The following is a 12402-nucleotide window of genomic DNA, read 5'->3' as shown; positions in this document are numbered from 1 at the left end:
GAGGCGTCAGGCTCGCCCTGCCCCGGTCCCGGCAGGTTCGCGGCGGGTGGCCGGACCTCAACCGCGGGGCGACGTGGAGGCGTGCCCGGTAGCTGCCGGAGTCGTCGGGGGAATGGCGGCCCAGACCTTGGACCGGCACCGTGCCCGCGGTGATGGAGAGATCTCCCCACCCGGCCACAGGTGTAGGCAGGTCTTGGCCGCCGCCCGGCACCTCTCGTCCGGGCTGTCCGTCGCCCCCTGCCGGCGACGGAGACATTCGGCGCGGTTTTCCGCGCCGGCCGACAATGGCGGTCAACGGCGTCGGCGCCGCCGTGCATGCAGACTCGGTGCGCTCGGTGATGCCTGATCGGCGGTCCCGTCCCTGAGCCCTGCCTTGTGCGTACGGGGCTCATGGCTGAGCCCTCGTTGCGCCGGCCGCCAGTAGGCGCGAAAGCCTGCCGCGCTGGGCCGGGGTCGGTTGCATCGGCAGCTTCCAGTCTGCGATCAGCGCATCGACGTCCTGCCTGCCGACTTGCGGCATGCAGATGAGGTGGCCGTGCCGGTCGTCGGCGGGAATCACCCACCGCTGGGTCAGGTGGGCCGGTGGTGGTGGGAAGTACACCGTGAACGCGTGGGGGTGGCGTCGGGCGTCCACGCCGATGCGGCACAGCTGCGCGCAGGCGTACTGTGCGGTGTCCCGGCAGCGACGTACACGGGCCCGGTGCGCTTCGGTGCCCAGACCTGCCAGCGCCGCATAAAGCAGCAGGGTCGTGTGCCCGGAACGGCTGCCCGGGATCGTCACGTTGGCGGTGCCGGTGTACGACACGGCGGCGGACAGCGCCGCCTGGGGTGGGTCGCGGTACACCAGCACCCCGCTGGGTGTCAGGGTCGAGAGGAACTTGTGCCCGCTGACCACGATCGACGTCACGGCGCGGACGTTGAAATCGAACCGCGGGACGCCGTCGACGGGCAGCAGCGCCAGTGGCAGCCCGGACAGCGCTGCGTCGACGTGGATCCGCCGCCGCCGGATCGACAGCCGGTCGCATGCCGCGGCGATGGCGGGCACGTCGTCGACGGCCTCGGTCATCGTCGTGCCGGCGATTGCGACGATCACCGCGGGCCGGTCCCGGCGCCGGGCGAGCTCGCCGGTCAGGTCGGTCACGTCGATGCGCCCGCCGTCGTCGGTGCCGATCACCACGAGGGGCATCAGCAACTTGTCCGCCAGATCGCCGATCTTGTAGTGCGCCGCGGCCGAGGTGTAGACCACGGCGTCGGGGTAGCGGCGGCGGGCGTCCAGCAGCGCGTGCTCGGTGCCCTCGGTGGCGCCGCCGGTCACGTACCCCCAGCGGCTGGCGGGGGCGGCGAATAGGTCGGCGATGAGGTTCACGACCTCGATCTCGAGGTCCTTGGTGTGGTTGCGGCCGTGCCCGCGGTCATACGGGCTGCCGATGTTGTTCAGCAGCACGCCGGTCATCAGGTCGGCCAGTTGCTCGTGGGTGATGTCGGTGGCGCCGGGGAAGCCGATGTTCGTGCGTGTGTCCTGGGCCGCCTCGGCCTTGAGTTGCTCCCACAGCGGGCGCAGGTCACGCGGAGCGATGTCGGTCATGCCCGCCCTCGCCCTCTGGTGCGGTTGGTGCCGTGTTCGGCCTGCTGCAGGGCGGCGATGCGGCCGTTGTCGGCCTGGGCGAGCGTGTCGGACAGCTCGCCTGCCCAGCGCAGAACTTCGCGGTCGGTCTCGCGTCGTCGCAGCGTGTCTGGATCGATGAAGCTCCAGTCGCACAGCGCCCGCACGGTGCCGTGCGACAGGGTGCAGGTGGCCTCCACGGTGAAGGAGTTGAAGTCCTGCCGGCCGCCGTGATGGCAGGCCATCAGCGCGCCGTCGGTCAGCACGATCCTGGCCACTGCGGGCAGGTCGAGCGCGGACTTCGCCGTCTTCTGCGACTTCTCCCCCGAACCGGCGGCGGTGTCGAGGCTGATCACCGCCAGGCCTGCGTACACCCCGGCCGCCCCGGATGCCATGTGAGCGTCGCGGCCGACCGACAGCTCGTCACGGACGTCGAAACCGGGCCCCGCCGCGCGGGGCGCGAGCTGGTGGTGCAGCTCGAACAGCAGCCGCGGCAGCACCCGCACCTCGGGGTGTTCCAGCCACAGCTGCCAGGCTGCCGTGATTTGGAAGTAGCCTTTGCGGCGCTGGTCGTGCTGCAGGTACAGGTAGGCCAGGGCGTGCGGAGCGAGGGGGTCGGCGAACCGCTGCTCCCAGACGTTGATGGTGAATAGAGAGATCATGCGGCGGACTCTCTCGATGGCCTGCACCCGCGCGTCGGTGTACCGCGTGAGGTCGTCCAGCTCGGCTGGCGGGCGTGCCTGCTGATCGCGGGCCTGCTCGTCGTGGCGGTCAGGTTCGCGGGTCGGTTGCCGGCCGCTGTAGGAGTGGCTGGTGGTCATGTCTCACATCACCAGCTTGCTGAGCCGCCGGACCGGGGAGCTGACCGGATCGGCGACCACCCGCCCGACGTCGGCCAGCGCGGCTGGCCGGACCAGGCGCACGAGACCGCCCCACACCAGTCCGGCCAGCATCGCCGCCACCGCCAGCGCTGGCAGCGTCAGCCAGCGGCGCGAGCCGGGCGGCAGCCCGAGCAGGGAGCCGAGGTTGGCCAGCATCATCACCATGAGCACGACACCGAACACGCAGCCGGTGACCGGGGCGACCTGCCGTACCATGACGCTGTCGTTGGTGCCCTGGCCGGTGGCGAAGAACCGGTGCGCCGCCGCGGCGGCCACTACCAGCAGCGCCAGCAGCAGCACCGCCCCCAGCGTGGACAGCCAAGTGAACATCACTGCGAGCGGATCCGCGCCGCTGATCGCGAACCCGGCGATGACCAGCCCTGCCAGCCCGGTCTGGGTCAGTGACGCCGCCACCGGAGTGCCGGCGTCACCGGACCTGCTCGTCGTGGCCAGGTAGCCCGGCAAGACGCCTTCCCGGGCCATCGCGAACAGGTACCGCGCGCCCGCCTGGTGGAAGCTCGACATCGCGGCGATCACGCTCGTGATCAGCAGGATCGTCGCCAGCAGCCCGACGCCCGGCCCGAACACCCGGCTCAGCGTCTGCAAGGGCCCCTCAGCGGCGTCGGCACCGATCTGCGACAGCCGGTCGGGTCCGGCGTTGACCGCCATCGCCCACGCACCGAGCGCGTAGAACGCCACGGCGAAGACGACCGCCGCGAGCATCGCCCGGCGTACGCTCGGCGCACCCCCACGGGCCTCCTCCGCGTATGCCGGGACCGTTTCCACCCCGACGAACGCCGCCATTGCGAACGCGATCGTGCCCGCCATACCCGGCACCAGCAGAGCTGACGGCGCCAGCGGCGCCAGCGTGAGCGGTCCGGAGCGCTGCGCGAGCGCCGCGGCGACGTAGAAGACGATCACGGCGAGCTCGATCGCCAGCAGCGCGCCGAGAAACCTGGTGCTGTTCACCCCGCCCAGCAGCCCCAGCGCCGCGACGATCGCCAGCGCGCCAGCGGACCACGCCCACCACGGCCCGGCCTGGGCCAGCCCGACCAGCGTCCGGCCCAACAGCCCGTACAACGACGTCCCGATCGCCAGGTAGCCGACCAGCGCGCACAAACCGGCGGCGATCCCGGCCACCGGCGACAGGCCGCGTCCCATCAGTGCGTACAGCGGCGCGGCATGCCGGATGTGCCCGGCCGCGCCCGCGTAACCGACAGCGATCACGTACAGCACGAAAGCCACCAGGATGAACGCCAGCGGCACTCCCGCGACCCCGGTGGCGGCGTACATCGTCGGGATACCACCGACCTGGACCGTCAACGGCGACGACGCCACCACAGCCATGATCCACAGACCGACCGGGCCAAGCTTGCCCTGCGCCAACGTCGCGCGCGTCATCGCACCGCTCCGTCACTCGCCACCGGCGTGGCGACTGCACAGTCCGGAGCCGCGCAATCGCGTCGGTCACGGTGGATGCGGAAGTCGTTCGCGCTCATCCGCACGACACTCACCCGCGGCCGTAGCGGGCTGCGCCGCCAGTACGCGTAGTCGGCGGCCGCCGCCCGCAGCGCATCCGCCGCAGTCAACCGCGGCGACACGAACTCGTGAGTGCGCCAGTCCGGCCAGTCACGGCGCACCGCGAAGATCGCGACGGAGTCGAGTATGCGGCGGCGCACCATGCCGTACCAGCCGGTGCCCACCATCAGGCCAGTCATGTTCGGTTCTCCCCGCCAGACGACAATTGGATGGTGGGCGGGCACGGTTGCCCGCCCACCGACCCAACCCCGGCAGGCGACTTCAGACGGGGCAGGGCCTCACACCCATTGACGGGGACCGCAGCGCCAAGGTCGATACCTGCCGTGCAGACCGGGCGTTTGTCTGCATCAGCATCAGCATCAGCATCAGCATCAGCATCAGCATCAGCATCGAGCACCGGGCACTCACCGGGTGCAATCTGCCATCGGAACCATCCCGATCCCTCAGTTGGGTTGGTACTTGCGTGACGTGGGTCGGTGCATAGTCGCGCTCGCCGCCCGAGGTGTGTTGTGATCAGCGTGGGTGAGTTAGAGGGGTGATCGCCGAATGCTCGAGAACGGCACTGGCACGTCGGTGCCGACTGCCCATGAAGTGGCACAGGCCGGAACCTCGTATGACTGGCTCACCAGCTTCGATGGCCTGCTGTACTGGGTGGAGTCGTCGCCGGAGGTGGCCCAGGCGGTGATGAGCTGGGATCCGTCAGCAGCCACTCGGAGTTGTCACCTGGCCGGTGAAGGTGTGGGAAGTAGCCTGCACGCGTACGGCGGCATGCCTTACGCGGTGCTTGCCGAGTCTGAGATCGCGTTGGTGAACGCATCCGCAGGCCAGATCGTGGCCGGCGCTGTGTCGACGGCCACCGCGCACAGCTATGGCGATCTCGCGTGGTCTGACAGCCGGCTGTGGTGCGTTCGGGAGGACGGCAGCGGAGACGAGGTGGTCAACGTCGATCCCGCAACCGGCGACCTGAGAGTCGTCCGGTCGACGGACGGTTTTCTCGCCTCGCCGACTGCGAACGCGGGCCGCCTGGCATGGACGCAGTGGGACAAGGATGTGATGCCGTGGGACTCGTGCAACGTCTGGGTCGCCGACCACGGCTGTGATGGGCACCTTGGTCTGCCCGTCCACGTCGCGGGTTCGCCTGACGAGTCTGCGGTACAGCCGCGGTGGGGAGTGGACGGTTCGCTGTACTTCCTGTCCGACCGGACGGGATGGTGGAACCTCTACCGGTGGCATGACGGTGGCACCGAGGCTGTTGCGCCGATGGACGCCGAGTGCGCGACGGCGCCGTGGGAATCCGGCTATGCCAACTACGTGCTGCTGCCCGCAGGCCGGATCGGGATGACCGTTCAGCACGGACCTGTGCACCGGCTCGTCGTCCTCGAAGCCGATCGTGCGATCAGGTCGATCGAGTTGCCGTACACCACGATCAAGCCATACCTGGCAGCTCTCGGTGACCGGATCGCGCTGATCGGCGCCTCGCCGACACGCTCGCAGGAGATAGCGGTGGTCGCCACGGACGGCTCCGACGACCTCGAGGTGATCCGCCGAAGCTCCGGCCAGATTAAAGCAACGACCGAGCTTTCAGTACCTGAGATCATGAAGGTCAGGTCCGGTGGGGCCGACGTCCATGTGCTGTTCTACCCGCCGGCCGGGGGAGCAGGCCACGCGCCATTGATCGTCAGGCCGCACGCCGGGCCGACGTACCACAGCGATCTCAGGTTGGACTGGGAGGTGCAGTTCTTCACTAGCCGCGGGTTCGCCGTCGCCGACGTCGACTACCGGGGAAGCACCGGCTACGGCCGCGCGTACCGCAAGGCTCTGGACGGTCACTGGGGCCGACTTGACGTCGAGGACTGCCGCAACGTCGCCGAGTACCTGCTGGCCAGCGGTCATGCGCGACCTGGGGCGGTGTTCATCTCCGGCGCCAGTGCCGGCGGCTACACCGCATTGCGAGCCGTATGTGAAGACGGTCCGTTCTCGCTCGCGGTGGCCCGGTCCGCGATCGTGGACCCGAAACGGTGGACGACGACCGCGCCACGCTTCCAGCAACCGCATGCGGCGATCTTGGCCCATGACGTCGCCGAGGTGCGTGCGGAGCGAGTGCAACGGCCCGTATTGCTGATCCACGGAGACCGGGACCACGTCGCACCAATCGATGACGTGCTGAAGCTGGCGGCAGACCTGGATGATCGAAAGCTGCTGGTCCGTCTGCTGGAGATCGAGGACGCTGGGCACTACCTGTCCAACCCGACCGCTCTGGCCGAGGCGCTGGAAGCCGAGCTCACCGCCTACGCTGCGGTGCTCAAGGCCGCTGGCCCGGCGCAAGGCTGACCAGCGACGGCAGCCGCGTCCGGACATCCTCGATCAGGTCCCGCACTTCGGGCAGTGCGGCATAGGGCTGCAGCTCGGCGACCATCATCACGATCCGGTGGGCGCTGCGGAACGAGGCGACCTTCGCCGCGTAATCGACAGCGCGGTGCGCCATCGCGCAGGCGTGCTCGACCTGCCGTGAGCGGGCCAGCGAAGCGGCATACAGTGCGGTGTCGATGGCAAGGCGCCGCACACGGCTCGGCTCCAGCAGGCCCGTGGCCTCAACAATCTCACGCTGGGCCAGTTCGTTCAGGCCAAGATCGAAGAAGCAGTGCGCCTTCTCGTCGGCGAAGTCCGCCGGGCCGAAGTAGGCGATCCAAGACGGTTCGTCAGCAGGGTCGCTCCGGGCAAGGTCAGCTTCGACCTGCAGCAGGGCGGCAGCGCAGGCGGCCTGGTCGCCGCGCCGGGCGTACGCGCGCGCGAGGACCGTGCGGAACGCCGCACGCACGGCCGGGCTGGCCACGCGCTCGGTGCCGTGCAACGCGGCCTGGGCCAGACGGGCCGCCTGCTCCGCATCGCCGCAGTGCAGCGCGAGATGGGCCAGGCTCACCGCGATGAGGTATCCGCCGTACAACCTGTCACCGGACCTGGTCACGACGTCCAAGGCCCGCAGGTAATGCTGCTGTGCCAGGCCGTCGACACCGAGGTCGACAGCTTCGTATCCGGCCAGTTCGAGATAGCCGGTTGCCACCTGCGGCGCCACGTCGATCAACGTGTCGAGGTCGTGGCCGAGCATGCCGGCCACCTTGGGGTAGGTTGCACCGGCGCCGTTGACGTGGTCGGCCCCACGAAGTTGGTGAAGCATCGCGGCTGCGTCCGCGCCGATCGAGTTGTCGGCCCGTCGGGCTGTGGATCCTTCTCGCGCCGACAATAGCCAGTCCAGCACCGGACGATCGGTCGCTTCGGAACAGAACGCGCTCGGGCCGGTGGCCTGGTCGCGCGCCGATCGCAAGGCACGCTCGCGCTTGAGCAGGGGCAGCAGGCCGCTCAGTGCACCCTGCGCGTCGAGGACCGCGTCGCAGCGTTCGACCAGCTCCTCCGACGGCATCCGTTCGGCGGTCTCGACCTTGCGAACCAGGTCTCTGTGCATGAAGACGGCCTGGCCCAGATCGGCTGCGGACATGCCGCGTTCCTGACGCAGGCGGCGGACCTCCGCGCCGAAGAAGTGCAGCACGGACCTGCCTGGCTCGAGTTCCTTTGGGGCTTGACCCATCGCGTCCGACGTCCCGATTCCGTATACCCATCGAACAGATACGAATTCTCAACCATCAACGTACCGCGAGCAACGCAGATGAGGATGGACCCCCGGTCGTGACCGTCCGCCGTGTCAATGGCGATCGTCGGCTCGCCATGGTCAGGCGAAGAGCCAGTCGCAGGGGTCGCCGGCAGTGAGGTGGAACCCGCGACAAGACGGGAGCCGGCGCAGCCCGCGCCCGCGCGCTGCCGCCGCGCCCCTGACGAGCAACGTGTGATGGCCGGCAACGCACCGGCCTTGCGAGGAAACCGCGACGGCGATGCGCTGAGACGAGGCGACATCTAGCCCGTCCGCTGAGGTCGCCTCTGCCACCTGTGCGCGCGCCAGGTTGCTTGCCTCGCAGTCCACGCAGCATGATGCGTGACCTGTGTCTGGCATTTGGCGCAGTGCGGGGTGGGAGCGACATCTGATTGTCACTCCCACCCCGCCCCGAGGGCTCGCACCCCAGTCAACTACATCGATTATGGATGTCGGTTGGTCATAATGGCAAGGGCCGTCACGGATGGCTGGTTCAGTGCACCCCGGCGGCTAGATAGGCGTCCACGATGGCCTGCGGGATGCGCCCGCGTTCGGCTACGGGCTGGCCCTGATCTGCTGACCAATCCCGCACGCGCCGGTTGAATCCAGCCTGGTCGGAGCGAACGGCCGGCGAGCCGGGCAGCGCGCCGCGACCAGAGCGGTCGAGGCTCCTGCGCGCGGCCGCAATGAACGGCGCGAGCGCCGCGGCGAGTGCGTCGTGGTTGGCGGCACTGAGGTCGATTTGGTAGCCGTTGCCCTCGTAGCTAAAGCGGGTGTTGCGGATGTCGGTATCGGAGCCGTCGATGTCGTCCGTGGTGACGACTATGGAGCGACGTGCCATGGGGATCTCCTTTGTCGTGCGCCGTGCCGGCCTCAGGCGGTCCGCGGAGGCGGTTGCGGAATCTTACGCCGATGACCCGCGCATGAGGGCTGCCCAGGCCGGGCCGTCGCCGGCTGCCTGGCGGCGCCCCGTGGGCGGCGGCCGTACGACGGGGCGGAGTTCGGCATGGCGGGATGCCGAACTCCGCCCCAGCTCCTTGGCCGGCGGCCGGCCCCGTCGGGGAGGCCTGGGGCGGCCGCCGGCCTCTACCCCCCTCGCGCCGGCACGGGCAAGTCGACCCCTCGAGGGGCGCCTACATCGATCCGGCTCATCGATACTCTGCCACGTCTAACAGAATGTCAATACGAATTGAAGATGTGCGGCCGGGGTGTTGGTCGGCGCGTCGCATCGTCGGCACTTTGCTGCACAGGGCAGGGAGAGCGTCTCATGCCGCGTCCAGCGGCGGCCGCCCTTGGCGGTGGCTCCTACTGAGTGGTCTCCGTGTATTACGTTCACTGCGGCTGGTTCTGCGTCTGCCCAGCTCGCGGTAGTCGTGAGACAACCTCGGCTCCGTTGTGCGGGAGATGGTCGCGAGAATGGGGCTTCCTTGTCAAAACGTATTACGTTACTGTGCCGGTTCTGGAGCTGTAGACGACCGCTCGCCGCAGGTGCGTGGTCCGTGACGACAGGAGTCGGCTGTGGGCGCCATCGCCGGTTACGTGGACTGGACCCGCTGGATCGAGGACGAGCCGCAGGTGATCGCGAGGCTCAACGGCGAACAATCGCCATGCGGGCAGGCCGGCGCCCATACATGGATCGGCCCCCACGTAGCCCTAGGCCACGCTCGAGTACTGCACGAACCCGCCGGGGTGCTCCAGCCGGTGACCGTGCACGAGCCGGGCCTCACGGTCGCGGTCGTGTTCAGCGGCAGGCTACACAACCGCGACGACCTGCGCGACTACCTCCTTGGCCACGGGCGTCGCCTGCGAACCCGCACCGACGCGGACCTGGTCGCCCACGCCTACGTGCACTGGGGCTCCGATGCCGTGCGCCGCCTGTCGGGGCACTTCGCACTCGCGGTGTGGGACAGCAAGGAGCAGCAGTTGCTGCTGGCACGCGACCGGTTGGGCGCGGTTCCGCTGTACTACACCGCCACCAGGCACGGCCTGGTGTTTGCCAGCCGCATGCCGACGCTGCTGGCCCACCCGGAGGTCGTGGCCGAACTCGACGAGACCGGCATCGCCGAACTGGTGGCCATGCCCGCAGCCCCGACGCCGGGCACGGCGCTACTGCGCGGGGTGTGCGAGGTCCGCCCGGCGTCGCTGGTGCGTGCGCACCGCGGCGGCCTGGGCGTGCACAGCTACTGGCGGCTTTGCAGCCAACCCCACGAAGACAATCTGCCCGATACGACGATCCGGTCTCGTGAACTGCTGTCCGCAGCGGTCGGCCGGCAGCTGGCGGCCGAATCCGCGCTCGGCGCGCTGTGCTCCGGCGGCATCGGATCATCCGCGCTCGCCGTGCTTGCCGCCCCCCGGATGCGTGAACGCGGCCTGGACCTGGCCACGTTCACCTTCCCCGACGACGGTCGCGGCGCGCACGAACGCGACCACCGATATGCGGTGATGGTCGCCGAGCACGCCAAGACCATCCACCACAAGGTCGCGGCGCCGCGGTCCGCGCTGGAGGAGTCGGATCTGCGCCGGGCGGCTGGTAGCGCTGCCGATCTGCCGGCGGGTGCGGACGCCACCGCGCAGCTGGCGCTACTGCGCCACGCACACACCGTGACGGCCGACGTGCTGTGTGGGACCGGCGCAGCGACCGTGTTCGGCGGGCACCGCTGGCTGCGCACCGATTACGACCGCCGGGCCGGGTTCCCCTGGATGCGCCACCAGCCCGCGCTGGTCGACCTGCTCAAGGCCTCGGTCGTGGCGCAGGCGCAGCCCGGACGACATGCGTACGAGGCGTACCACACCGCCTTGGACACCGTCGCCCACCTGCCGGGCGAGACCGGACCGGCGCGGCGATTCCGGGAGATCTCCTGGCTGACCCACACTCACTTCCTACCTCGCCAGTTGACGCGGCTGCACGCCCAGGCGTCGGCGGCCGGCGTGCAGATGTGTCTGCCCTACCTCGACGACGACCTGGTCACCTACGCGTGGAACATCCCCTGGGAGATCCGCACCGCCGACGGCGCGGACCAGGCCATCCTCCGCCGCACGGTTGCGGACCTGCTGCCGCGGCCGGTGCTTGGCCGCCGCCACCAACCCCACCTGTCGACCCTGAGCAGGGGACAGGCCCAGGTCGTGATCAAGCGGGCACAGCAGTTGCTGTGCAGCACAGCAGCCCCTGCGCTGCGGCTGTTCGACCGTACCAAGGTCCGGCGGCTGCTCGCCGAATATCAACACCGACCGGATGCGGCCACCGCCGCCCGGCTGCAGAACGTGGTCGAGATCGACGCATGGCTGCGCCGGCACCGAGTTCGTTTTCGCTGACCTGCACCCAGACCTGCACCACGTGCCCTGGCGGGAGGGCACGCCATCCCACGGCCGCACCGAGATTCGGGCGGCCCTGCACAGGAAGGAACACCCCATGACGGGGCGCAAGAACGCCGCCTCCGCAGCGGCCACCTTCACGCTGATGCTCATCAGCGTCTTGACCCTGGTGTCGTCGCCTGCCAACGCCGCGGCCACACCTCACTGCAACGGCACCCTGCAGTCCAGCGGGCTGCGCGTGCCCGCCTACGTCGGCAAGAACAGCACCGTGTTCTGCCTGATGACCATCGGCACCCGCGGCACCAGCGTCAAGCAGCTGCAGACCTCGCTCAACCGCTGCTACAAGCAGCGCCTGCAGGTCGACGGCCAGTACGGGCCCCTGACCAAGGCAGCCGTCCGCACCGCGCAGCGCACCGAGCGCATGGACGACCAGGACGGCGTCTACGGCCCCGACACCGCCGTGACGATCATGCACGTGACCGTGCAGCTGAACCTCTGCGGCTACCAGTAACACCCCGCCGCACCCATCTGAAACCCGTGCCGCTGCCGCGGCGCAAACCGCCACCCCGCAGGCCGCGACAGGCCTCACGTCGGGGTGCCCACGAACAGGCATCAGCTCGAGGAGAAGCCATGCACAGCGACATCACAAACCCCACGCTCCGGCACCCGCTGCTGGCCGCCGCGGCCCTGCTCATCGCACTCGCCGCGACGCTGCTCGGTCCCGCCGGAGCCGCGCACGCCGCCACACCCAAGTGCAACGGCACCAACGACTGGACCTACCACGACTACAACGGCGATGCGGGCATCCGCAAAGTCCGCCCCAACGCCGGCCCGTTCGACTACTACGTCGAGACCCCGTCGGCCGGCAACACCGCGATGTGCACCATGAACACCGGCCACACCCGCTGGTGGGGCGTCGACACCCTGCAGAAGGCGCTGAACTTCTGCTACAGCTCCGCCGACCACAGCGGCGACCTCAACGCCGTCAACCTCGGCTTCGCACCCCTGGCCGTCGACGGGATCTACGGCCCGAAGACCAAGGCCGCCGTCACCGCAGTCCAGCGCAACCACCGCATCAAGATCGACGGCGTGTACGGGCCGCAGACGGCCCAGACCATGCGGTTCGAGGTCCAACCCCTCGACGGGTCCTGGACCATGCCGATCTGCCACACCCTGTTCCCCTGACCGCCCAGGCCGCCCGCCCGGCCTGGCCAGGCGGGCGGCCGTCACACCCTGGAGCAACCCGTGACGACCACACCCGCGACCGGCAGCGACACACCGAACCCCGACGCCAACCCCTACCGGCTACGCCAGGCCGCCCCGCCCGACACCGGCACGGCCGCGCGGGCAAAGCCCGCGCCAAGCCGGGCCGCACTGTCCGCGGCCGCCGGCACCCTGCCCGTCTCGTCCTGCGTGAGGTGATC

11 protein-coding genes are annotated in these 12402 nt (G+C 69.6%); 5 read left to right on the top strand and 6 right to left on the bottom strand.

Features of this window, described 5'->3' with window-relative positions; all coding sequences use genetic code 11:
- Positions 1 to 388 precede the first annotated feature (388 nt).
- The 4 genes from F9C41_RS16530 to F9C41_RS16515 are packed head-to-tail and all read right to left on the bottom strand — an operon-like array spanning position 389 to position 4202.
- Positions 389 to 1585: a pyridoxal-dependent decarboxylase gene (locus tag F9C41_RS16530; RefSeq protein ID WP_155387700.1), complete on the bottom strand. Its 1197-nt coding sequence runs from the start codon at positions 1583 to 1585 to the stop codon at positions 389 to 391.
- Positions 1582 to 2424: a hypothetical protein gene (locus F9C41_RS16525; RefSeq protein WP_155387699.1), complete on the bottom strand. Its 843-nt coding sequence runs from the start codon at positions 2422 to 2424 to the stop codon at positions 1582 to 1584. Before F9C41_RS16525 ends, F9C41_RS16530 begins: the two co-directional genes overlap by 4 nt.
- Positions 2425 to 2427: 3 nt before the next feature.
- The gene (locus F9C41_RS16520; RefSeq protein ID WP_155387698.1) at positions 2428 to 3885 is read right to left on the bottom strand and encodes an APC family permease; all 1458 of its coding nucleotides are present in this window, start codon (positions 3883 to 3885) and stop codon (positions 2428 to 2430) included.
- A complete protein-coding gene (locus F9C41_RS16515; protein WP_155387697.1) occupies positions 3882 to 4202 on the bottom strand; it encodes a hypothetical protein in 321 nt (106 codons plus the stop codon). The genes F9C41_RS16520 and F9C41_RS16515 overlap by 4 nt, the downstream gene beginning before the upstream one ends.
- Before the next feature lie 367 nt (positions 4203 to 4569).
- Between F9C41_RS16515 and F9C41_RS41285 the strand changes: the two genes are divergently transcribed.
- Positions 4570 to 6354 carry an alpha/beta hydrolase family protein gene (locus tag F9C41_RS41285; protein WP_230689663.1) on the top strand — a complete coding sequence of 595 codons (1785 nt, stop codon included), beginning with the start codon at positions 4570 to 4572 and terminating at the stop codon, positions 6352 to 6354.
- Here F9C41_RS41285 and F9C41_RS16505 read toward each other — a convergent pair.
- A complete protein-coding gene (locus F9C41_RS16505; RefSeq protein WP_196279804.1) occupies positions 6326 to 7567 on the bottom strand; it encodes a helix-turn-helix domain-containing protein in 1242 nt (413 codons plus the stop codon). The genes F9C41_RS41285 and F9C41_RS16505 overlap by 29 nt on opposite strands.
- Before the next feature lie 592 nt (positions 7568 to 8159).
- A complete protein-coding gene (locus F9C41_RS16500; protein WP_155387695.1) occupies positions 8160 to 8507 on the bottom strand; it encodes an Lsr2 dimerization domain-containing protein in 348 nt (115 codons plus the stop codon).
- A 677-nt stretch (positions 8508 to 9184) separates the two neighbouring features.
- Between F9C41_RS16500 and F9C41_RS16495 the strand changes: the two genes are divergently transcribed.
- From F9C41_RS16495 to F9C41_RS16480, 4 genes are all read left to right on the top strand, one after another.
- Positions 9185 to 10978 (top strand): asparagine synthetase B family protein, encoded by a 1794-nt coding sequence (locus tag F9C41_RS16495; protein ID WP_155387694.1) that lies wholly within the window; start codon positions 9185 to 9187, stop codon positions 10976 to 10978.
- A gap of 97 nt (positions 10979 to 11075) precedes the next feature.
- A complete protein-coding gene (locus F9C41_RS16490) occupies positions 11076 to 11489 on the top strand; it encodes a peptidoglycan-binding domain-containing protein (RefSeq protein ID WP_196279803.1) in 414 nt (137 codons plus the stop codon).
- A gap of 119 nt (positions 11490 to 11608) precedes the next feature.
- On the top strand, positions 11609 to 12163 hold the full coding sequence (locus tag F9C41_RS16485) for a peptidoglycan-binding domain-containing protein (protein ID WP_155387692.1): 555 nt from the start codon (positions 11609 to 11611) through the stop codon (positions 12161 to 12163).
- 60 nt (positions 12164 to 12223) lie between these two features.
- Positions 12224 to 12400, top strand: coding sequence for a hypothetical protein (locus tag F9C41_RS16480; RefSeq protein ID WP_155387691.1), 177 nt, complete (start codon positions 12224 to 12226; stop codon positions 12398 to 12400).
- Positions 12401 to 12402 lie beyond the last annotated feature (2 nt).

The organism is Catellatospora paridis (assembly GCF_009720365.1).
Taxonomy (GTDB): Bacteria; Actinomycetota; Actinomycetes; order Mycobacteriales; family Micromonosporaceae; genus Catellatospora; species Catellatospora paridis.
The sequence above is the reverse complement of the archived record's forward strand: the minus strand, read 5'-3'. Positions and strand labels throughout refer to the sequence as shown.